Source organism: Microbacterium sp. (assembly GCF_040394595.1).
Classification (GTDB): Bacteria; Actinomycetota; Actinomycetes; order Actinomycetales; family Microbacteriaceae; genus Microbacterium.
Genome location: NZ_JBEBSA010000007.1, coordinates 1 through 21810 on the forward strand (window position 1 = coordinate 1; position 21810 = coordinate 21810).

At 71.1% G+C, this 21810-nt stretch carries 14 protein-coding genes; 2 read left to right on the forward strand and 12 right to left on the reverse strand.

Annotated features, from left to right (window positions below; translation table 11 throughout):
* The 3 genes from ABWO84_RS09355 to ABWO84_RS09365 all read right to left on the reverse strand — a co-directional run.
* Nucleotides 1–1297: ATP-dependent helicase (locus ABWO84_RS09355; RefSeq protein ID WP_353114262.1), on the reverse strand; the 1297-nt coding region annotated here is incomplete at its 3' end.
* Between the two features lie 12 nt (nt 1298–1309).
* On the reverse strand, nt 1310–4363 hold the full coding sequence (locus tag ABWO84_RS09360) for an NACHT domain-containing protein (RefSeq protein WP_353114263.1): 3054 nt from the start codon (nt 4361–4363) through the stop codon (nt 1310–1312).
* Nucleotides 4364–4428: 65 nt separating this feature from the next.
* Nucleotides 4429–5415, reverse strand: a complete 987-nt coding sequence (locus tag ABWO84_RS09365; protein WP_353114264.1) for a glycerophosphodiester phosphodiesterase family protein — start codon at nt 5413–5415, stop codon at nt 4429–4431.
* 86 nt (nt 5416–5501) lie between these two features.
* Between ABWO84_RS09365 and ABWO84_RS09370 the strand changes: the two genes are divergently transcribed.
* Together ABWO84_RS09370 and ABWO84_RS09375 are read left to right on the forward strand one after the other, a co-directional pair.
* The gene (locus tag ABWO84_RS09370; protein ID WP_353114265.1) at nt 5502–6428 is read left to right on the forward strand and encodes a Bax inhibitor-1/YccA family protein; all 927 of its coding nucleotides are present in this window, start codon (nt 5502–5504) and stop codon (nt 6426–6428) included.
* Between the two features lie 93 nt (nt 6429–6521).
* Nucleotides 6522–7181: a DNA alkylation repair protein gene (locus ABWO84_RS09375; protein ID WP_353114266.1), complete on the forward strand. Its 660-nt coding sequence runs from the start codon at nt 6522–6524 to the stop codon at nt 7179–7181.
* Between the two features lie 24 nt (nt 7182–7205).
* Here the strand turns inward: ABWO84_RS09375 and ABWO84_RS09380 are convergent, their stop codons facing one another.
* From ABWO84_RS09380 to ABWO84_RS09420, 9 genes are all read right to left on the reverse strand, one after another.
* The gene (locus ABWO84_RS09380) at nt 7206–8144 is read right to left on the reverse strand and encodes an L-lactate dehydrogenase (protein ID WP_353114267.1); all 939 of its coding nucleotides are present in this window, start codon (nt 8142–8144) and stop codon (nt 7206–7208) included.
* 112 nt (nt 8145–8256) lie between these two features.
* Nucleotides 8257–9843, reverse strand: a complete 1587-nt coding sequence (gene guaA / locus ABWO84_RS09385; protein ID WP_353114268.1) for a glutamine-hydrolyzing GMP synthase — start codon at nt 9841–9843, stop codon at nt 8257–8259.
* Nucleotides 9840–10322 (reverse strand): DUF3817 domain-containing protein, encoded by a 483-nt coding sequence (locus tag ABWO84_RS09390; protein WP_353114269.1) that lies wholly within the window; start codon nt 10320–10322, stop codon nt 9840–9842. The genes guaA and ABWO84_RS09390 overlap by 4 nt, the downstream gene beginning before the upstream one ends.
* Nucleotides 10323–10422: 100 nt before the next feature.
* The gene (locus ABWO84_RS09395; RefSeq protein WP_353114270.1) at nt 10423–15105 is read right to left on the reverse strand and encodes an ExeM/NucH family extracellular endonuclease; all 4683 of its coding nucleotides are present in this window, start codon (nt 15103–15105) and stop codon (nt 10423–10425) included.
* A 166-nt stretch (nt 15106–15271) separates the two neighbouring features.
* Nucleotides 15272–16063 (reverse strand): SURF1 family protein, encoded by a 792-nt coding sequence (locus tag ABWO84_RS09400; RefSeq protein WP_353114271.1) that lies wholly within the window; start codon nt 16061–16063, stop codon nt 15272–15274.
* A complete protein-coding gene (locus ABWO84_RS09405) occupies nt 16060–17184 on the reverse strand; it encodes a GuaB3 family IMP dehydrogenase-related protein (protein ID WP_353114272.1) in 1125 nt (374 codons plus the stop codon). The genes ABWO84_RS09400 and ABWO84_RS09405 overlap by 4 nt, the downstream gene beginning before the upstream one ends.
* 42 nt (nt 17185–17226) lie before the next feature.
* Nucleotides 17227–18915, reverse strand: a complete 1689-nt coding sequence (locus ABWO84_RS09410; RefSeq protein ID WP_353114273.1) for an ABC-F family ATP-binding cassette domain-containing protein — start codon at nt 18913–18915, stop codon at nt 17227–17229.
* Nucleotides 18916–18973: 58 nt separating this feature from the next.
* Nucleotides 18974–20425, reverse strand: a complete 1452-nt coding sequence (locus ABWO84_RS09415) for a pyridoxal phosphate-dependent decarboxylase family protein (protein WP_353114274.1) — start codon at nt 20423–20425, stop codon at nt 18974–18976.
* Nucleotides 20422–21783, reverse strand: coding sequence for an MFS transporter (locus ABWO84_RS09420; protein ID WP_353114275.1), 1362 nt, complete (start codon nt 21781–21783; stop codon nt 20422–20424). The genes ABWO84_RS09415 and ABWO84_RS09420 overlap by 4 nt, the downstream gene beginning before the upstream one ends.
* Between the last annotated feature and the right edge of the window lie 27 nt (nt 21784–21810).

Sequence of the window (21810 nt, forward strand, 5' to 3'; positions counted from 1 at the left end):
CCTTGATCTCGGCGCGCTCGTAGAACTTCGTGCCGCCCATGATCTTGTACGGCACCGCGGCGCGGATGAAGATCTCCTCCAGCGCCCGGGACTGCGAGTTGGTGCGGTAGAACACCGCCATCTCCGAATAGGGCATGCCGGCGCGGCGGAGCGCCTCGACCTCGTCCGCGACGAACTGCGCCTCGTCGTGCTGCGAGTATCCGGTGAACCCGACGATCTTCTCCCCGTCGCCCCGGTCGCTCCAGAGCTTCTTGTCCTTGCGGTCGAAGTTGTTGCCGATCACGGCGTTCGCCGCGGAGAGGATGTTCTGCGTCGACCGGTAGTTCTGCTCGAGGAGCACGACCCTGGCGCCCGGGAAGTCGCGCTCGAACTCGCTGATGTTGCGGATGTCCGCGCCGCGGAAGGCGTAGATCGACTGGTCGGAGTCGCCGACGACGGTGAGGGAAGCCGCCTCCCCCTCGGTCTCGGGCTCCGGCTCGAAGATCATCATGCCGTTCGAGGCATACGGGTCGGCGGCCTCTCCCTGCACGGGACGGGTCAGCTCGTGGATCAGCGCGTACTGCGCGTGGTTGGTGTCCTGGTACTCGTCGACCAGGATGTGCCGGAAACGCCGGCGGTAGGTGTCCGCCACCTTCGGGAAGGCGCGGAACAGGAACACCGTCTGGCCGATGAGATCGTCGAAGTCGAAGGCGTTCGCCTTCTGCAGCTGCCGCTGGTAGTCGGCGAAGATCTCGACGAAGAGACGCTCGGCCGGATCGTTCATGTTCGCCTGGCGCGCATAGGACTCGGAATCCTGCAGCTCGTTCTTCAGCTTGGAGATGCGGGACTGCACCGACGACGGGGTGAGCCCGTACGCGTCCGCCTCGTGGTCCTTGACGAGTCTCTTGATGAGCGCCCGCGAATCGCCCGAGTCGTAGATCGTGAAGCTCTTCGTGAACCCGAACTGCTCGGCCTCGCGGCGGAGGATCCGCACACAGGCGGAGTGGAAGGTGGAGATCCACATGCCCCGAGCGGCATCGCCGATGAGCCCCTCGACCCGCTCGCGCATCTCGCCGGCGGCCTTGTTGGTGAACGTGATCGCGAGGATCTGACTCGGCCAGGCCTCGCGGTTGCGCAGCAGGAGGGCGATGCGCCGGGTCAGCACGCTGGTCTTCCCCGACCCCGCACCCGCGACGATGAGCAGCGCAGGGCCGCGATGGGTCACGGCTTCGAGCTGCTGCGGGTTGAGGCCGGTCAGCAGGTCGTCCGTGGGCTGCGGTCCGGAGGAGGAGGGCACGATGAGAGGGGCGTCGGTCATGGCCCTACGAGTCTAGGCGGCCGTCCCGACATCGGCCCCTGCGAAGACGCCCCGCCGGCGCCGGGACGACGGGATGAGCCAGAGCGACAGCCCCACGACCACGAGCGCCGTCCCGGCGCCGGCGAGGTAGCCGGCGGTCGCGGCGGGGATGTCGAGGTAGACCGTGATCCCCAGGATGCGGGAGAGGCCCCACGGCAGCACGCCGAGCTGGTCGTTCCAGGCCGTGACGGCCCGCTCCAGGCCGACGAGGGCGATCAGCGCGGCCGGGAGCGCGAGGGCCGCTCCCGCCGATGCGAGCACGGCCCCGGCCGCCCTCCGCGCGCCGATCCGCACGGCGAGCGCCCAGCCGCTCGCGACGAAGGCCCAGAGGAACAGCGCGACCGCCGCCGTGATGTACGCGGTGCGGCGCACCGGATCGGTCCAGAAGGCGAACCAGTACCCGCCGGGACCGCTGAACGAGAGCGCCGCGAGGGTCAGCACGCACCGCAGCGCCACCACGCCGCCGAGGACCGCGAGCAGCGCCCAGGGACGACGCCGTCGCCGGATCAGCAGCAGCACCCCCACGAAGACCGCCCAGGACCCCAGGGTGACAGCGAGATGGACCCATGAGAGGAACGACGTCTGCACCACCCTGGTCGTGAGGAGGAGCACGCTCGGCACGAGGACCACCAGCATCCTGCCGGCACGCCCCAGCCCCAGGACGGCCTCATCGGCGCGCCACGGCCGCGTCGCCGCCGTCCAGAGCGCACCGACCGCGGTGCGGGTGCCGGAGTCCGCCCTCCTCCGCCGCCGGAGCAGACCGGCGAGCAGCCCGGCGCCGAGGAGCGCCAGCAGCACGCGGGCCGCCCAGGCCATCGCGAGATCGCGGTCCCCGCGCTGCACGCCGAGCTCCGCGGCGGTGAGGTTGTAGGCCGGGTGCGCGACGTCGCCCGCGTACTTCTGCAGGTGCGCCGCCGCGCTCCTCTCGAAGGCGTCTCGCGCCGCACGCCATGCTCCGTACTCCTCCCCTGAGAGCGAGTCGTGCCAGGCGGCCTGATGCAGCACCATCGACCGGTAGTCGGCGAGCAGCCCGAGGCTGTCGCGCTCGTAGTCCAGCGCGCCGAGGAATGCCTCGCGCAGCGCGGGGTCCCGCCAGGTCGACGGATCCGTCCCCGCGACGAGTCCCTGCATGCGCCCCACCGCGTCCTCCGCGGCCGCACCACCGCCGATCGCCTCGTCGAGACGATCCTTCGAGATCGCGTAGACGACGTCGAGCACGGCGGAGTCGCCGGTGAGGATGTCCCACTCGAAGATCCACATCATCGGCGGCGGTTCGAGCCCGATCGCCGAGACACGGCGCTCCGCGAAGGGCTGGATGTAGAGCCCCTGCTCGATGGCGGTGCGGGAGAGGGCCATGGCCTCGGCGATCGCGCGCACGGTCGCCGGATCGTCGGAGAACCAGTCCCGCGCCCAGCCCGCGGTGATCGCGGCCGGGTCGGCGGCGGGGTCGCGGGCGAGCCGCACAGCCAGCCGCGAGTCGAGATCGGCGAGCTGCCAGAAGCCGGTCCGGCCGTACAGGATCATCGGTCCTGCGCGCCATGGGCCGCCGTCCTGTGCCCAGGCCCAGATCCCCTCGATGTGAGGGTTCCCCGCCAGGAGCCGCTGCAGCGCCCAGGAGTACTCGGCTCCGAGGTCGTTCGGGAACGCCCCGCTGCTCTCGAACTCCCGTCGGCTCTGGAACTCGACGATGCGCCGCTGATCGCCCTGCAGGAGGGTGTCGTTCAGCGGCAGCCAGCTGTAGAAATCACCGAGGGTGTACTTCGTCGACACGATGAGCGCCGGCGAGTCGACTCCGCCGAGCACCGCCTCATAGGACGCCGGGTTCGTGTGCATGTCGCCCACCGCGCCGACCCCCACGCTCCAGGTGCGGAAGACCACCTCGCGACCGGTGCGCTCGGCCTGTGCCGTGAAGGCCTGCAGCATGGTGCGCACGGCCTTCGGCGTGGTCACGGCGAGCGCGGAGTAGTAGTCCCACCCCTCGACGTCGTAGACCCTGCCCGCCTCGCCGATCCGGATGAGCACGCCGCTGAGCGCGGGCTCGGCCCGGTAGAGCTCGTCGAGTCCCGCGGCGTAGACCTTCCACAGCTCCGGGTCCTCGGTGTCGAGTCCGCCGAACCTCTGCGTGAGGTAGGCCTCCAGGGGCGTCGTCAGGGTGAGCATGTCGGTGCGCAGGAACACCTTCACGCCCAGTCGGCGCGCGCGCTCCCAGAACGGCGCGAACGCCGCGCGCAGAGCACGGGCCCGGGAGATGTGGTCGTCTCCCGGGGCGTACACCCCGTCGACGTCCGCGAACGCCGTGAACTCTACGAACCCGGGGAACGCGATCGCGTTGTAGCCCTCGGCGAGCATGCGGCGGAGGTAGGCGTCGTACTCGTCGTAGGCCGTCGCGAGCGCCTGCTCGTCGATGTACGGCGCCTCGGGCAGCAGCACGTCGGCGAAGGCCTTGGACGCATGCGAGTAGTCGGTGCCGGGGAGCCACTGCGCGGGGTCGGCGACCACTCCGACCGCCCCGAGGTCTGTCATCCGCAGCGGCAGGCGGGAGACGACGCTGCGCCCGAGGCCGGCGAAGACGTCCCTCCCCTCGCGCACGGCCGCCGCGATGTCGTAGAGCCCCCGTGCGGCCCCTGCCTCGCCCGCCGCTTCGATCCGCGGCGCCGCGCGGTCGCCGGCCAGCGTGTACGAGTCGTCCGCGGCATCCGCCCCGGTGCCGACGACGACGCGGAGCTCAGCCTCGCCGGCGGTGTGCCGCTCGTCGAGCACGGCGTCGAGCTCGTCGAGCGCGACGCGGATGCGCTCGCCGCCGGGAGCCGTCACCACGATGCGGGGCGGTGTGACCGCCGGGCCGATGTCCGCCACCGCCCGCGGCGTCCCGCCCATCCGCTCGGCGGGCTCCGAGCGGATGCCGAGCGCGTCGCCCACCCCGACGGCGACGGCGGCGCCCGCCCCGAGCAGCACGACGACGACGGCCGCGGCGATCAGCCCGCGGAGACGTGCGCGCCCGCGGGTGCGCTCCGACGCCGTGCCCATGGCGGAACTCTAGCGGCGTTCCGCGGAGCGGTCCGGGAGTTGTCCACAGGCGAAGGGGCGCCGGATCACCCGCGGAAGAAGGCCGCCCCGAGATCGGGATGGTCCACGAAGACGCCGTCGACGCCGGCGTCCGCGATCACGGCCCACTCCCCTTCGTAGTCGCCGAACGACGCCCTGCCCCCGGAGCCGCGGAACGGCGGCGAGAGGAACGCGTTCTCCGGACGGCACGTCCAGGTGAACACGGTGAGGCCCCGCTCGTGCGCGTCCCCGGCGATCCGGCTGCCCCGCGCGAGGAGCAGGGACTTGTCCACGCTGATCCCGTCGACCGCGCCCACGAGCCGGTCCAGTCCGGCGGGCCCGACCGTCTCCCGGTAGGTCGGCGCCGCGCGGCCGAGAGCGGCGACGAGGTCGAACGGACCGCCCTCGGCCTCGATGAGGTAGACGAAGGAGGCGGCGATCCCGCGCTCGCGCAGCCGCCCGAGCACGGTGCTCTCGAAGGACTCCACGATCAGGGGATGCTCTCCCTGCGCCCAGCCGCCCGCGCGGAGGTCCTCTTCGATGAGCGGGGCGAGGTCGATCCCGACGCTCTGGAAGTAGGTCGCGTGCTTCACCTCCAGCACGATGCCGATCCGGCGTCCGAGACGCCGTGCCCCGTCCCTGACGAGGTCGAGCAGGTCGGAGAGGCGGAGGATCGGCTCGGCGCCGTCGAAGGCCGCGTTCTCCGGCCGCAGGCGCGGCAGGCGCTCTCGGCAGCGGAGGGTGCTCAGCTCCGCCCAGGTGAAGTCCTCGGTGAACCACCCCGTGAGGGACACGCCGTCGACGCGCTTCGTGGTGCGGCGGTCCGCGAACTCGGGGTGATCGGCGACGTCGGTCGTGCCGGAGATCTCGTTCTCGTGCCGGATCACGAGCACACCGTCGCGGGTCGCGACCACATCGGGCTCGACGGCGTCGACCCCCATCTCGAGGGCGAGCTCATAGGCGGCGCGGCTGTGCTCCGGACGGTATCCGGATGCGCCGCGATGCCCGATGACGAGCGGGATTCTCCTGGGCACGCTCACAGCGTAAAGCACCCTCCTCCGAGCTTCCGCCCGCTAGGCTGTACGGAAGTGTAGACCGATCCTTCGGGAGTGAGGCCACCATGAGCAACTTCGCATTCAACAACCCCGCGTTCCAGCAGCAGGATCCGCGGAACGTCGCCACGTACCCCGGTGGCCCTCAGGCGGGTCAGGCCGGCCAGGCGGGCCAGGCCGCACAGTTCGGCTCGGCCGCGCACGCCGGAATGGACGCCGCCATCGGCGCCCAGCTCGAGGGCATGTACACCGCGCCCTCGGCGGGCGCGCTCGAGACCGACCGGATGACCGTCGAGGACACCGTCTGGAAGACGGCCGGCCTCTTCGGCATCATGCTGGTCTTCGCGGCGATCGGCTGGTTCTTCACGCTCGGCGGCGTGGCCGCCGACCCGTACCGCGGTGCGAGCCTTCTCCCCTGGATCGTGGGGGCGCTCGGCGGCTTCGTCCTCGCGATGGTGATCACCTTCACCTCGCGCAAGAAGGTGCGCCCGGCGCTGATCTTCGCCTACGCGGCCTTCGAGGGCCTGTTCGTGGGCGGCATCTCGGCGTTCTTCGAGACCCTGTGGCCCGGCGTCGTCATGCAGGCGACGCTCGCGACCGTCGCCGTCGTGGGCGTCACCCTCGCGCTCTTCGCGAGCGGCAAGATCCGCGCCACGGCGAAGATGACCAAGATCGTGATGATCGCGATGCTCGGCTACCTGGTCTTCTCGCTGCTGAACCTCGTCCTGATGTGGACCCACGTCCTCCCCCAGGGCCAGGCATTCGGCCTCTACAGCATGAAGATCGCGGGCATTCCGCTCGGCCTCATCATCGGCGTGCTGGTGGTCTTCATGGCCGCGTACTCGCTGGTGATGGACTTCGACCAGATCCAGCAGGGCGTGCGCAACGGCGCCCCGCGCAAGTACGGCTGGGTCGGCGGCTTCGGCATCATGGTCACCGTCGTGTGGCTCTACGTCGAGATCCTGCGCATCATCGCGATCGCCCGAAGCAACTAGCGCTTCCCGAAAGGGGCCGTCCTCTCCGGAGGGCGGCCCCTTTCGCATGCCTGGGCTCCGGGACGCGCCCCGCCCGGTGCCTAGACTCGGTGCATGCTCGCCTCAGATATCCGCGCCGCGCTGCAGGACGCCGCCGATCCCGCCCTCGCGCCCGGACAGCAGGCCTACATGAAGTCGGAGATGCCGTTCCTCGGCGTCCGCGTACCGGAGGCGCGGAGGCTCACACGAGCGCTCGCGCGCGGCGAGAAGGATGCCGATGTGCTGCGCACGGCGGCGTTGGAGCTCTGGCGCGGGGCCGTGCACCGCGAGGAGCGCTATGCGGCACAGGAGCTCATGTCGCTCCGCCCCCTGCGGGGACTGCTCGACGATCTGCCCCTGCATGAGGAGATGGTGCGCACCGGCACCTGGTGGGACCACGTCGACGAGGTCGCCCACCGGCTCGCCGATCTCCTCGACGCCCATCCGACGGAGATGGGCGTCGAGTTGCGCGTCTGGGCGGACGACGAGGACATGTGGATGCGGCGGGTGTCGATCATCGCCCAGCTGGGCCGGAAGGACGCCACCGACCGCACCCTGCTGACGGACGCGATCGAGCCGAACATCGCCGACCGCGAGTTCTTCATCCGCAAGGCGATCGGCTGGGCGCTGCGCGACTTCGCCCGCGCGGATCCGGACTGGGTGCGGGAGTTCGTCGCCGCACATCCCACCCTGTCTCCGCTGTCGCGCAAGGAGGCGCTCAAGCACCTCGGCTGAGCACACGCGCCCCGCACAGGCTCGTCAGCCCAGTGCTCCGAGCGCCGTGCGGATGGCCTCCGCCGAGGCGGAGAACCGCTCCTGCTCCTCCGACGACATCGGCGTCTCCGCCAGGGGCGCGGCACCGCGCGCGGAGACGACGGAGGGCAGTGAGAGCGCCACGCCGTCGACACCGCGCACCCCGTCGAGCACCGTCGAGACGGGCATCACGGCGTGCTCGTCCCGCAGCACCGCCTCGGCGATGCGCGCGGCGCTCAGCCCGATCGCGAGGTTGGTCGCGCCCTTGCCCCGGATCACCGTGTACGCGGCGTCACGCACCTCCACGGCGATCCGATCGAGCTCCTCACGCGTGAACGGCTCCCCTCCGCGCCAGTCGAGGATCGGGACGGGGCCGATCCGCGCATTCGACCACAGCGGGAACTCGGTGTCCCCGTGCTCGCCCACGATGTCGGCGTGCACGCTCGCGACGTTCACCCCGGCGCGCTGAGCGAGCCGCCAGCGCAGCCGCGAGGTGTCGAGCACGGTGCCCGAACCGAACACCCGGGACGCGGGCAGGCCGGTCATCTCCCGTGCCAGGACGGTCATGACATCGGCCGGGTTGGTGACGATCACGAACACCGCGTCCGGTGCCCGCTCCGCGAGCATGGGCATGAGCTCTTCCAGTATCCGGGCGTTCGTGCCGGCGAGCTCCATGCGCGTCTGGCCCGGCTGCTGCTTCGCCCCCGCGGTCACCACGATCACGTCGCTGCCCTCGACGACGGCGGGGTCGGATCCCCCGGAGACCTGCGATCGGGTGAACTGCGCGCCGTGCGCGAGGTCGAGGACCTCCGCCTCGACCTTCGCCGTCGCGATGTCGTACAGGGCGATCTCGGCGGCGCTGGCGCGGGACAGCGCCGCATACGCGACGCTCACCCCCACGCTCCCCGCGCCGACGACGGTCAGTCTCGTGCGTCCGTTGGCCATGCCCTCATCCTGCCGGAACCGCGGTGTGCGCGGCACCCGGGAGCGCCTCGGAAAAGCCCGGGTCCGTCCAGGCACTCCGATCAGCGCCGAAGGGGCGGGGAGCCCCCTTCGTTCACTCCCACTCGATGGTTGCCGGCGGCTTCGACGTGACGTCGAGCACGACCCGGTTGACCTCGCTCACCTCGTTGGTGATGCGGTTCGAGATGCGGGCCAGCACGTCGTAGGGCAGCCGGGTCCAGTCGGCGGTCATCGCGTCCTCCGACGACACCGGACGGAGCACGATCGGATGCCCGTAGGTGCGGCCGTCGCCCTGCACGCCCACCGAGCGCACGTCGGCGAGCAACACGACGGGGCACTGCCAGATGGTGCCGTCGAGCCCCGCCCTGGTCAGCTCCTCACGCGCGATCGCGTCGGCCTCGCGGAGCACGTCGAGTCGCTCTCGGCTGACCTCGCCGATGATGCGAATGCCGAGCCCCGGCCCGGGGAAGGGCTGGCGTCCGACGATCGCCTCGGGGATGCCGAGCTCGCGGCCGATCGCGCGCACCTCGTCCTTGAAGAGGGCGCGCAGCGGCTCGATGAGCTCGAAGTCGAGGTCGTCGGGCAGACCGCCCACGTTGTGGTGCGACTTGATGTTCGCGGTCCCCGCGCCCCCGCCCGACTCGACGACGTCGGGGTACAGCGTGCCCTGCACCAGGAAGCGGACCTTCTCTCCGGACGCCTTCGCCTCTTCGACGAGGTCGCGCTGCACCTTCTCGAAGGCGCGGATGAACTCGCGGCCGATGATCTTGCGCTTGGTCTCGGGGTCGGTGACGCCCTCGAGGTGGCCGAGGAACGTGTCCGCCGCGTCGACCGTGATGAGCCGCACGCCGGTGGAGGCCACGTAGTCGCGCTCGACCTGCTCGCGCTCGCCCTTGCGGAGCAGACCGTGGTCGACGAAGACCGCGGTGAGCTGGTCGCCGATCGCCTTGTGCACGAGCGCGGTGGAGACGGCGGAGTCGACCCCGCCGGAGAGCGCCGAGATGACGCGGGCGTCGCCCACCTGCTCGCGGATCCGCTCGATCTGCTCGGCGATCACGCTGTCGCTGTTCCAGTCGGCGGCGAGACCGGCGCCCTTGTGCAGGAAGTTCTCGATGACGGCCTGTCCGTGGTCGGAGTGCTTCACCTCGGGATGCCACTGCACCCCGTAGAAGCGCCGCGCCTCGTTCGCGAACGCCGCGACCTTGGTCGCAGGCGTGGTCGCGAGCACGTCGAAGCCTTCGGGGGCGCGCGACACCTGGTCGCCGTGGCTCATCCACACGTTCTGCTCGGTCGGCTCCCCGCCGAGCAGGGCGCTGTCGTTCACCGGGATCATCGCGTCGGTCGCACCGTACTCGCGCAGTCCGGTGTTCGCGACCTCGCCGCCGAGCACCTGGGCCATGTACTGGAAGCCGTAGCAGATCCCCAGCGTGGGGACGTCGAGATCGAACACGGCCGGATCGAGCTTCGGGGCGCCCTCCTCGTACACCGAGGACGGACCACCGGAGAGGATGATCGCCACCGGGTTGCGGGCCGCGATCTCCGCGGCGGTCGCGGTGTGCGGCACGATCTCGCTGTAGACGCCGGCCTCGCGCACGCGACGGGCGATGAGCTGCGCGTACTGTGCGCCGAAGTCGACGACGAGCGCCGGGCGCTGAGCGGTGTCGGGGGTCTGGTCGGTCACCGGATGCCTTCCGTGGTGTTCTCAGGGGCGGGGGCGGAGGCCTCGGACGCTTCACGCGAGGCGAGATAGGCCTTCACGTCGCGGGCGACGCGGACCTCCATGAAGAAGGAGAGGAGCGGGACGACGCCGCCGAGCGCGAGCAGGATGAAGCGCAGGAACGGCCAGCGCATCAGGCTCCACATGCGGAAGCAGGCGAAGAGGTACACGACGTAGAACCAGCCGTGCGCGATGAGGATGCCCAGCGACAGGTTCAGGCCGTCGCCGGTCGACTCGAGCCCGTTGGCCGTCTCGACCACCGGGGCGAGCCAGAGCGGGCCACCACGTCCTCCCGCGAAGAGCTCGAGGTGGATCGGCGTGTACTTCAGCACCATCTCGGCGACCAGCAGGAGCAGCATGACCCCGGTGATGATCGACGCGATCTGGTAGAACTTCAGCGCACCGCGGATCGCCGGAAAGCTGGCGACTTTCGGTTCGGGCATGGGGACAAGTCTACCCGGCGCGCGGGTGCCGCCCGGCGGGGGGACGACGATGCCCGCCGCCGCCTCGGAGGGCGACGACGGGCATCGATCGGCTGAGTGCTTACTCGGCGCGACGGCGGCGTGCGGCCACCAGGCCGAGGCCCAGCGTCAGCAGCAGCGCGGCGAGCACGATGTACGGCACGGAGTCGGCGCCGGTGGTCGCGAGACCGCCTCCGCCGTCGCCGCCACCCGGTGCGGTGACCGTCAGCTTCGCGGTGGCCTCGGCCCCGTCGGACTGGATCGCCGCGATCGTGTGCGCACCGGCCGCCGTGCCCTTCGGCACGGTGACCGTCACGCGGAACGCGCCGTCGGCGTCCGCGGTGGCGAAGCCGAGCTTCACCGGGGTGGATCGCAGCTCGAGCGCGAGCTCCTCGCCGGGGGCGAAGCCCTTGCCCGAAACGACGACCTTGCCGCCCGCCTCGACCTTCTGCTTGTCCAGCGAGATCTCGCCCTTGGCCGCCGGCGCGTCCGCGAACGCGACCGGGACGTCCGCCGAGGTGCCGGTGTCGGCCACCCGGATCGCGAGCGTCTGGAGGCCGTACACGCCCTCGGGGACCGTGAAGGCGAGCGTCGCGCGGCCGCCCTCGTCGGAGGCGTCCACGACCGTCAGGTCGATCGCCGAGGAGACGAGCTCCTTGCCGCCGATCGAGAGCGACACCGAGGTCGGCGCCTTCTCGCCCGCGCTGAAGGCGAGGGAGCTGACGTGGACCGTCATCTCATCGCCCGGTGCGTAGCCGTCCTTGCCGGTGGCGGGCTCGATCGAGACGCCGACCGCGCGCTGGGCGAGGTCGGGCGACGCCTTCTTGTTCGCCGAGAACCAGTCCACCATCGACTGCAGGTCGACCTTGCCGGTGTCCTTCTTGTTCGCCCCCTTGCCGAGGGTGAAGAAGTTGTCACCTCCCGCAGCGAGGAACGAGTTCGCCGCGACGACGTAGGTCGCCTTCGGGTCGACCGGCTTGCCGTTCAGCGTCATCGTGGTGATGCGCTCGCCGGCGGCCGCCTTCGGGTCGTACGTGTACGAGAGCTCCTTCGAGACGCCGAGCTTGAGGAACGGACGGCTGGCGCCCGCCGGCTGCCACTGCTCCTCCAGCACCTGCTTCAGCTGGGCACCGGTCAGCTCGAGCGTCATCATCGTGTTGGCGAACGGCTGCACCGTCGCCGCCTCGCGATACGTGACGTTCCCGTCGGGGTCGCCCGCGCCGCTCGACGCATAGGTGAGGTTGGTGCGGATGCCGCCCGGGTTCATCAGGGCGATGTCGGCACCCGTGGACCACTTCTGCACGTCGGCGACGAAGTTCCCGATCGTCGACTCGCCTCCGCGGTTCTCGGTCTTGCCGTCGCTCTGTCGAGCCCGGTTGAAGTCGGCCGTGATCTCCCCGACCTTCTTCGCGCCGATGACGTCGGCCTCCTTCTTCGCGTCGTCGACGATCGTCTGCACCTCGGGCACGGCCGGGTACAGCGGCTTCCCGCCGGCGGTCAGCGGCTTGATCTCATTCGAGATCGAGAGCAGCTTCTTCGTCTTCGGGTCGACCTTCAGGTTCATCAGACCGAAGTTCTCGCCGTACTGGCCCGCCGAGACGACCGGACGGCCGTCGATGACGTGGTTGTACGCGAGGTGGGTGTGCGCGGAGACGATCGCCGAGACGTTGGAGTCGACGCCGTTCACGATCTTCCCGAGCGGCGAGTCCGGCGTGATGCTCGAGATGTCGGTGGTCGCCGCCCCCTCGTGCACCAGGAGGATCACCACGTCGGCCTCACCGTTGGACGGGTCGCCGTCACGGAGCGCGTCCGCCGCGGCGTTGACCGACTTGGCGATGTCGCGCACCTCGAGGTCCTTGATGCCGTCGGGCGAGACGAGGGAGTCGAGCTCCTCGGTCACCGCGCCGACGAAGCCGACGCGCACGCCGTCGACCTCCTTGACCCAGCTCGGCGCGAGCGCCGTCTTGTCGGTCGACTTCAGGAAGACGTTCGAGCTGATGTACTCCCAGTCCGCCCGCTGCTGGACGCGATCACGGAGATCCGCCCATCCCTGGTCGAACTCGTGGTTGCCCGCGGCGCTGACCTCGAGGCCGGCGGCGTTGAGCGCGTCGATCGTCGGGTTGTCGTCGAGGATGAACGAGGTGAACGTCGAGGCGCCGATCAGATCGCCCGCTGCCGCGAAGATCGTGTTCGGGTTCTCGGCGCGCACCTGCTTGACCGCGCCGGCCAGCACCGCGGCACCGGCGGCGACACCGTCGGCCTCGATGCGACCGTGGAAGTCGTTGATCGTGACGATGTCGATGTCGACCGGCGGCTCGGTGCTCGAGACGCCGACGACGATCGGGTCGTGGTCGCTGGAACGGTACGGGGTGCCCGACTCGGTGGCCCCGAACGCGTAGCCGCGGTCGCTCCACTCCGGCGAGTTGATCGTCCACACACCGGCGCCGGTGATCGACGTGGTCAGCGACGGGGACGCGATCACATGGTCGAGCGAGCCGAGCTCGCCGTCGAACGAGTAGGTGTACTGTCCATCGGTCTTGTCCGCGACCAGGTCGGACCAGCCGGCCGAGGTGAAGACGTTCACCGGGTCTTCCTCGCTGTAGGCGTTGAAATCGCCCACGAGGAAGACGTCGTCGCTGCCCGAGCTCTTCTGCACCTTGCCTGCGAGGTCGAGCACGGAGTTGGCCTGCTTCACGCGGTCGGCGTTGAAAAAGCCCTGACCGTCGGCCGGCTCCTTGGTGCCGTCCTTCGGGTCGGACTTCGACTTGAAGTGGTTCGCGATCACGCTGACGGTGCGCCCGTCGACCTCGAAGGTCTGCGCGATCGGCTCACGGGCGTTGCCCCAGATCGACTCGTCGCTGACGGTCTGCGCCTCGCCGACCGTCTTCACCGCGTTCTTCTTGTAGATGATCGCGCTGGTGATGTAGTCGGTGGTGGCGGCGTCCTGCAGCGCGGCCGGGGTGGGGACGTAGCCCCAGACGTCGGATCCTGCGGCGGCGTTCAGCCCGGACACGAGGTCCTTGAGGGCCGAGTCCACCGGGTGGCCGAGCTTCACGGAGTTCTCGATCTCCATCAGGGTGACGACATCGGCGTCCAGGCCGTTGATCGCGGAGACGATCTTCGACTTCTGGATCGCGAACTGCGCGGCGTCCTTGGCTCCGCGGGCGTTCGAGTTGTCGTCCTTCAGCGTCGTGAAGTAGTTGTACACGTTGAACGACGCGACCCGGAAGTCGCCTCCCACCGCCGGCGGTGCCGTCGGGCGGGTGTTCACCGGCGTGAAGGTCGCCTTGTACGAGGCGTCGCTCGCGTCGTTGATCGGCACGACGGGCTGCAGACGCCAGTCGTCGAAGCCGTACTGCAGCACGTAGCCGTGCTTCGAGAAGTTCACCGTGTCGCCGTTGCGGACCACGGTGTCCTTCGTGAAGTACGGCTGGTCGCCGACGTGCTGCGCGTTGGTGACCTGGTAGGACCAGCCGTCGTCGAGGAGGATGCGGTTCGCGCGGTTCGCCGCGGCGATCGCATCGGCGTCGGCGCCGGGGCGCTTCTGCTCGGTGCTCTTCACGTTCAGCTCGCCCGGGTTCAGCCAGAGCGTGCCGAAGTTGTAGAGCTGGTGGCTGGAGGCGACAGCGTAGGTCCCCGTCGGGGCGACGAGCATGTTCTCGTAGGCCTCGCGCTGGGCGCCGACCACCGTGTCGGGCAGCGGGGTGACCTCCGGCAGGCCCACGTTCGCGGTGACCACCGTGACGGCGCTCTCCGCGGCCGGGTTGATCTGCGTCTGGCCGAAGTACTCGCTGACCGTTCCGGTGACGGAGACGAGGTCGCCGATCTTCGCGGCGGAGGCCGTCAGCTTGTTGAGGTACACGAAGATGCCGTCGGACGCGCCCGGAGTGGCGTCGTTCGCGCCGCCGGAGCCCTGGGTCTGGATCGTGATGCCCGCGTAGCCGCCCGTGCGGTAGTCGCCGGTGATGACGCCCTCGACCGTGACGGTCTTCCCGTTCATGGGCGAGACGTCGGTGGTGCCCTGCACCTCGGCGATGGTGGCCGGCGTACCGGGATCCGTGCCGGGGTCGGTGCCCGGGTCGGTCTCGTTGGAGGTGTTCTGCGGGGTGATCGTGGCGGAGAGGGTGAAGTCCGCCTTGTTGTCGTCGGTGTCCGCGCCCTTGGTGCGGTTGAGCGACTTCACGTCGGAGTTGCCGGCGGGGGCGGTCGCCGCGGAGCCCTCGAACGTGTTCGAGGTGCCGTAGCCGAGCAGGTCGACGACGGCGGCGTCGCCCGTGACCGATCCGGTCGGGAGGGTGACCGCGGAGGTGCCCTTCACCAGCGCGAGCGTGCCCGCGGACCCGCTCGGGTTCAGGTTGCCGGTGGCGTCGGGGGTCGGGAGCGCGGCGCCGCTCGCGCCGTTGCTGCCGCCCTGCACAAGGAAGTAGCCGCCGGCGGGGATCGAGCCGCTGAGGGGGACGACTCCCTGCGACCCCGCCGTGCCGGTCGCCGAGCGGTACTGGATCGACATCCCGCTCAGGTCGACGGCGGCCTTCGTGGGGTTGTAGAGCTCGACGAACTTGTTCTTGTAGGCGGCGCCCGAGCTGCCGCCGGACAGGTACGCCTCGTTGATCACCACCCCTGTTCCGTCTGTCGACGCGAAGGCCGGCACGGCGCCCAGGGCGCCGAAGGCCAGTGCGCACGCGGTGGTCGCGGCGAGGGCGCCGATGCGCCCTCTCTTCCTGAAGGACGACGCGGTTCCCGCGTCGTCTCGGTCGGGCTTCATCAGCTGTGTCTCCTCGGTGTCGGAACGCGGCTCCCGGGCCGCGACCGCGCGCCGTCATGACAGGGTGCGCGCGGGTATGCATGTGACCCTAGGCCCGTTCACAGCCTTTTCTCAAGGTTGTTCTCCGATCCGTCACCGGATGGTCATCGAGAGGCGGAGATCGGCGTCAGGACGCGGCGGAACCGGAATCCTGGAATTCCTCGACCTCGCGCTCCCACGCGTCGCGGGCGAGGCGGTACCAGAGGTAGAACGCGAAGCCGGCGAAGACGGCCCACTCCGCGGCGTAGAAGATGTTGAGCCAGTTCACCGGCGAGCGCTCCGCCGGTGCGTGCGACGAGATGTCGACGAGCCCGGCCGGCGCCTTCGCCGAGGCGAGGTAGGGGCGGTAGACGTCGAGCTGCTCGGTGTCGTGCCAGAGCCCCAGCAGGGCGGCCGGCGACATCCGGTTGAGCTCGTCCGGATCGGCGCCCGGCACGACGACCCCCTCGTCGGAGATCACCCGGCCCGTGATGTCCGCCTCGACGGCGCCCTTCTCCGCGAGGGCGCGTGCGGCGTCGTCCGCCTGCTCGCGCGTGGCGGCCCAGCCGACCGCCACGGCGATCGAGGTGCGCTCCGCGACCCGCAACTGCCCGGTGACCCAGTAGCCCTGCTCGCCGTCGTTGAAGCGCGAGGTGACGACGATGAAGTCCTCGGGCACCCACGTGCCCCGCGTCTCGACGCGCTGGCCCACGAGCGGCTCCGGCAGGTACTCCCCCGGCTCCACCACCTCCGCCAACGGCTTGACCTGCTCGGTCAGGCCGGGCGGCGGCGGGGCGGTGTCGATCGCGCGCGAGAGCTGCCACTGTCCGAGCCAGGCGAACACGCCGGCGACCACCAGGCAGAGCCCGAGCACGCCGAGCCAGCGGCCGCGCAGCATCACCTCGCGCAGCGTCGGCGGGAACTCCTGGACGTCCGTCATCCCAGCTCGTACGGGGCGAGGACGACCTCGACCCGCTGGAACTCCTTCAGGTCGGAGTAGCCGGTGGTCGCCATCGACTTGCGCAGCGCGCCGATGAGGTTGGCGGTGCCGTCGGCGACCGGGGCGGGGCCGTAGAGGATCTGCTCGAGGGTCGCGACGCCGTCGACCGGCACGCGGCGCCCGCGCGGGAGCTTGGGGTGGTGCGCCTCGGCGCCCCAGTGGTAGCCCTGGCCCGGGGCGTCCGTCGCCCGCGCCAGCGCGACGCCGAGCATCACCGCGTCCGCTCCCATCGCGAGTGCCTTGACGATGTCGCCCGAGGTCCCCACGCCGCCGTCGGCGATGACGTGCACGTAGCGGCCGCCCGACTCGTCGAGGTAGTCGCGGCGGGCGGCGGCGACGTCGGAGACGGCGGTCGCCATCGGCGCGTGGATGCCGAGCGTGGCGCGCGTGGTCGACGCCGCTCCGCCGCCGAAGCCCACCAGCACGCCGGCGGCGCCCGTGCGCATGAGGTGCAGCGCGGCGGTGTAGGTCGCCGCGCCGCCCACGATGACCGGCACGTCGAGGTCGTAGATGAACTTCTTCAGGTTCAGCGGCTCCACGTCGCTGGAGACGTGCTCGGCGGACACCGTGGTGCCGCGGATGACAAACAGGTCCACGCCCGCGGCGACGACCGTCTCGTACAGCTCCTGCGTGCGCTGCGGGGTGAGGGAGCCGGCGACCGTCACGCCGCCCTCCCGGATCTCCGCGAGGCGCTGCTTGATGAGCTCGGGCTTGATCGGCTCAGAGTAGAGCTCCTGCATCCGCACGGTGGCGCGGTCGTCGGGGAGTCCGGCGATCTCGGCGAGCAGCGGCTCGGGGTTCTCGTAGCGCGTCCACAGGCCCTCGAGGTCGAGCACGCCGAGGCCGCCGAGCCTGCCCAGCATGATCGCCGTCTGCGGGCTCACCACCGAGTCCATCGGAGCGCCCATGACGGGGATGTCGAACGGGAACGCGTCGATCGTCCACGCCGTGGAGACGTCCTCGGGATTGCGTGTGCGCCGCGAGGGCACCACCGCGATGTCGTCGAACGTGTACGCGCGACGGGCGCGCTTGCCTCGGCCGATCTCGAAGTCTGTGCTCACCCGACCAGCCTACCCGGCATGTCCGCCGCCACCCGCGTCCCCTCAGCGCGCACGGGCGACCCTCTTCTCGTCCCACACCGGGGCGTCCGCCTCGTAGACCTCGCCGTCCCCGCCGAACACCAGGAACCGGTCGAACGACCGCGCGAACCAACGATCATGGGTGACCCCCACGACGGTGCCCTCGAAGCGCGCGATGGCGTCCTCGAGCGCCTCCGCCGACTCGAGGTCGAGGTTGTCGGTGGGCTCGTCGAGCAGCAGCAGGGTGGCGCCGGAGAGCTCGAGGAGCAGCACCTGGAATCGCGCCTGCTGGCCGCCGGAGAGCTGATCGAACTCCTGCTGCGCCTGGCGGACGAGACCGTACCGGTCGAGCGCCGAGCTCGCGGCGTCGCGCGGCATGCCCGCACGTCGCTCGTCCCCGCGGTGCAGGATCTCCAGCAGGGTGCGGCCGGAGAACTCCGGATGCGCGTGGGTCTGCGCGAACAGGCCGGGGACCACACGGGCGCCCAGCGTCGCCGATCCCGTGTGCGCGACCTCGTCGAGCCGTTCGGCGGCGCTCGTGAGATGCCCGAGCGTCGGGTCGGGGTCGGTGCCCCCGCGCGCGAGGAGACGCAGGAAGTGCGACTTGCCCGACCCGTTCGAGCCGAGCACCGCGACCCGGTCGCCGAACCAGATCTCGGCGTCGAAGGGCTTCATCAGCCCGGTCAGCTCGAGCCGGGTGCACACCACGGCGCGCTTGCCCGTGCGGGCGCCGCGCAGCCGCATGTCGAACTCCTGCGCCGGCGGGCGCTCCTCCGGCGGGCCGGCCTCCTCGAACTTGCGGAGCCGGGTCTGCGCCGCCTGGTAGCGCGAGGCGAACCCGTCGTTCGCCGACGCCTTCACCTTCAGCGTCGCCACCAGCGTCTTGAGCTTCTCGTGCTGCTCGTCCCATCGCCGCCGCAGCTCGTCGAGCCGGTCCATCCGGTCGATCCGCGCCTGATGGTAGGTCGCGAAGCCCCCGCCGTGCACCCACGCCGACGCGCCCGCGCCGCCGGGTTCCAACGTGATGATCCGGTCGGCCGCACGCGCGAGCAGCTCGCGGTCGTGCGACACCAGCAGCACGGTCTTCGGGGTCTCGCGCAGGCGCTCCTCGAGCCATCGCTTGCCCGGCACGTCGAGGTAGTTGTCCGGCTCGTCGAGCAGCAGCACGTCGTCCGGGCCGCGCAGCAGCGCCTCCAGCGCGAGGCGCTTCTGCTCGCCGCCGGACAGCGTCGCGAGGTCGCGGTAGCGCGCACGCTCGTAGGGGATGCCGAGGGCCGCGACGGTGCACTGGTCCCAGACCGTCTCGTGCTCGTAGCCGCCCGCGTCCGCGTACTCCGCGAGCGCCGTCGCGTACCTCATCTGGGTGCGCTCGGTGTCGTCCTCGATGAGGGCGTTCTCGGTCGCCTCCAGCGTCTCGGCGGTCGTGCGGATGCGCGAGGGCGCGACGCGCACCAGGAGGTCGTGCACGGTCTCGCCCTCCCGCCCGTGACCGATGAACTGGTCCATGACGCCGAGCGATCCGTCGATGGTGACCACTCCGGCGTCCGGCGCGAGATCCCCGCGGATGATCCGCAGGAGCGTGGACTTCCCGGCGCCGTTGGGACCGACGAGAGCGCTCGTCGATCCGGCGCCGACGCGGAACGTCGTCTCATCGAGGAGAGGGCGTCCGTCGGGCAGGGTGAGTGAGACGCCGGCGGCGTCGATGTATCCCACGATGGTCCTTCCGCCCGCCGCGCATCCGGCGCGAAGGCGAGCCTTCCAGCTTATCGGATCACCGGGGCTCCGACATCCGCGCCAGCAGCTCGGAGAGCAGGGCCTCGGCCACCGGAGCGGGAAGCGCCTCGATCAGCGCCATGAGTGTCGCCATCGGCTGATCCTGCCGCACGCTGCCCGCCCCGGCGAGGCGCAGCAGCCGCCACGCCGTGGCGGGCGACGGCACGCGGCCGCCCGGTCCGTATCCGAGGGCGCGCATCGCCCCCGCGAGCAGGGCCGGGTCCGCCGGCGGACGCCCCCGCACCTTCTCGGCGGCGAGCGCGAGGGCTGCGCGGAACTCGGGCAGCCCGCGCTCCAGCACCGGAGTGAGGGTCAGGTGCGCGCTGCGCGGAAGCTTCGTGCCGTCCGATTGGACGAAGCCGGGCTGGTGCTGGATGCGCCACCCGTGCCGCATGAGCTCGTCGGCGAGACGATGCGGATCGACCTGCGCCCGCGGCGGGGCGTCCGGGTCGGCGACGAGGGCGATGGCGGGTCCGACGGGGTCCCCCATCACCGCGAGCCCCACGATCCCGTCGACCTCCGCGCGGATGCCGGTGGCCGTGCGCGCGATCGACGCCGTGAGGTCGGCGAAGCCCTCCCTCCCGAGATGCTGCACGATCGCCCATGCGGCGGCGAGCGGCGAGGCGGACTTCGATCCCAGCAGCGTCGGGTTCACCACCGGATAGCCCGGCCAGCGGGTGGTGGCGAAGAACTGGGCGCGATGTTGACGGCGCCCGCGGTGCAGCAGCACCGAGACGCCTTTGGGCGCGTATCCGAACTTGTGCAGGTCCGCGGAGACGCTCGTGACGCCCGGCACCCGGAAGTCCCAGTCGGGCAGCCGGGGCCACCAGGGCAGGACGAGCCCGCCGAAGCAGGCGTCGACATGGCAGCGGATGCCCCAGGAGCGGGCGGCGGCGGCCACCGGGCCGATCGGATCGAGAGCGCCGCTGGGGTACGCGGGCGCGGAGACCACGACCAGGGCGACGTCGTCCGCCAGCCTCTCGATGACGTCCTGCGGGTCGACGGTGCCGTCCGCGTCGCAGGGCACCGGGTCCCAGTCGAGGTCGAGCATCCGCGCCGCCTTCTGGAACGCCGCGTGCGCGGTGGCCGGCGCGACGAGCCGCGGTCGCCCCTCCGTTCGGCCGCCCCGCTCGGCGCGCCACAGATCGCGCGCGGTCTTCACCGCGAGGAGGCAGCTCTCCGTGCCGCCGCTCGTCACGGACCCGACGACGTCGCGTCCCCCGTGCAGCGCGCGGCGGACGAACCCCAGGACGTCTCGCTCCATCGTCGCGACCGAGGGGAACACGGTGGGGTCGAGCCCGTTGAGCGGACGGGCGAGCTGAGCCGCCGCGTCGGCGAGCTCGTCGAGCTCGGGCATCCCCGAGTCGTACACGTAGGCGAGCACATGGCCGCCGTGCGTCGGCGCGTCGCCCGCGCGCAGCCGGCGGAGCCTCTCGAGGATGTCGCTCATGCCGACGTCCCGGCGATGTCGCGCTCCCGCAGCCGGTAGTGCGCGAGGGAGAAGAGGCTCAGCGCCATGAGCACCGCGGGGATGATGCTGAACGAGATCGCGATGCCCGCGACCGCGGCATCGGGCTGCTGCACGGTCGCGGCTCCCGCCGTCGACTCGAGGTATCCGGTCGCGGCGAGCACGACCGCCAGCACCGTCGACCCCAACGCCATCCCGGTGGTCTCGCCGGCGGTCCACACCCCGCTGAACACCCCGGAGCGGTTCTCCCCGCCGCCCGCGCTGCGGTCGTGGGCGATGACGTCGGGCAGCATCGCCATCGGCAGGGTCTGCATCCCCGCATAGGCGGCGCCGGCGAGGGCGACCGGTGCGACGATCCACCATCCGGGCGCCCAGGCCGCGGCCGAGAGCACGAGGGCGGCGACGAGGAACACCAGGCTCGCCAGACGGAACGCCCGCTCCTTGCCGATGCGGTCGGCGACGAGCTTCCACGCGGGCGCCATCAGGAGCGCCGGGGCGATCAGCGATGCGAACAGCGGGGTGACCGCCTTCTCGTCGTGCAGGATCCAGCGCGCCACGTACTGCGCGGCGGCGAGCATCAGGCCGGTGGCGAGCCCCTGCAGCATGAAGGTCACCAGCAGCGCGCGGAACGGCTGGCTCTGCCGCAGCACGCTGAGCCCCGCGCGGTAGTGGGCGCCGATCGAGGCGCCCGGCTCCACGGGCAGCGCAGGACGACGCGGTGCCACCGTCGCGGCCACCAGCATGCCGATCGCGAGCACCGCTCCCGCCGCGATCGCCATCACCAGGTAGCCGCGCAGCGGATCGTCGGGGAACAGCGCGCGCAGCTCCGGACCGCCCGCGCCGAAGAGCAGGATCGCGACCGTGAGCAGCACGACGCGCCAGCTCAGCAGCCGCGTGCGCTCGCGATAGTCGTCGGTCAGCTCGGCGGGCAGCGCGATGTACGGCACCTGGAACAGGCTGAAGCAGGTGGCGGCGAGCATGAACGCCACGAGGACCCAGAGCGCGGAGGGCACGGCGCCCAGCCCTCCTGGCACCGCGAACGTGAGGACGAAGGCGAGCGGGAGGCCGATCCCGCCGATCACCATGAAGCGCCGACGGGTTCCGGTGTGGGCGTAGGAGCGATCGCTGAGCCCGCCGATCACCGGGTCGATCAGCACGTCCCAGACCTTCGCCGCGGTCACGATGACGCCTGCCCAGAGGGCGGCGACGCCGAGGGAGTCGGTCAGGTAGTAGACCAGCACGAGCCCCGGCAGGGTGGCGAAGCCGCCGGTGCCGAGCGAGCCGATGGCGTAGCGCGCGACCTGTCCGCGCGTGAGGACGGAATTCGCCGATGAACCCATCCGCTCACTCTAGTGAGAGCGCGCGGA

Excerpts from the sequence above, each read along its gene's own strand:
- ABWO84_RS09400 (WP_353114271.1), bottom strand. The coding sequence starts at position 16,063 with ATGACGGACGTCCAGGAGTTCCCGCCGACGCTGCGCGAGGTGATGCTG.
- ABWO84_RS09370 (WP_353114265.1), top strand. The coding sequence starts at position 5,502 with ATGAGCAACTTCGCATTCAACAACCCCGCGTTCCAGCAGCAGGATCCG.
- ABWO84_RS09380 (WP_353114267.1), bottom strand. The coding sequence starts at position 8,144 with ATGGCCAACGGACGCACGAGACTGACCGTCGTCGGCGCGGGGAGCGTG.
- ABWO84_RS09415 (WP_353114274.1), bottom strand. The coding sequence starts at position 20,425 with ATGAGCGACATCCTCGAGAGGCTCCGCCGGCTGCGCGCGGGCGACGCG.
- ABWO84_RS09375 (WP_353114266.1), top strand. The coding sequence starts at position 6,522 with ATGCTCGCCTCAGATATCCGCGCCGCGCTGCAGGACGCCGCCGATCCC.
- ABWO84_RS09395 (WP_353114270.1), bottom strand. The coding sequence starts at position 15,105 with ATGAAGCCCGACCGAGACGACGCGGGAACCGCGTCGTCCTTCAGGAAG.
- ABWO84_RS09390 (WP_353114269.1), bottom strand. The coding sequence starts at position 10,322 with ATGCCCGAACCGAAAGTCGCCAGCTTTCCGGCGATCCGCGGTGCGCTG.
- ABWO84_RS09360 (WP_353114263.1), bottom strand. The coding sequence starts at position 4,363 with ATGGGCACGGCGTCGGAGCGCACCCGCGGGCGCGCACGTCTCCGCGGG.
- ABWO84_RS09420 (WP_353114275.1), bottom strand. The coding sequence starts at position 21,783 with ATGGGTTCATCGGCGAATTCCGTCCTCACGCGCGGACAGGTCGCGCGC.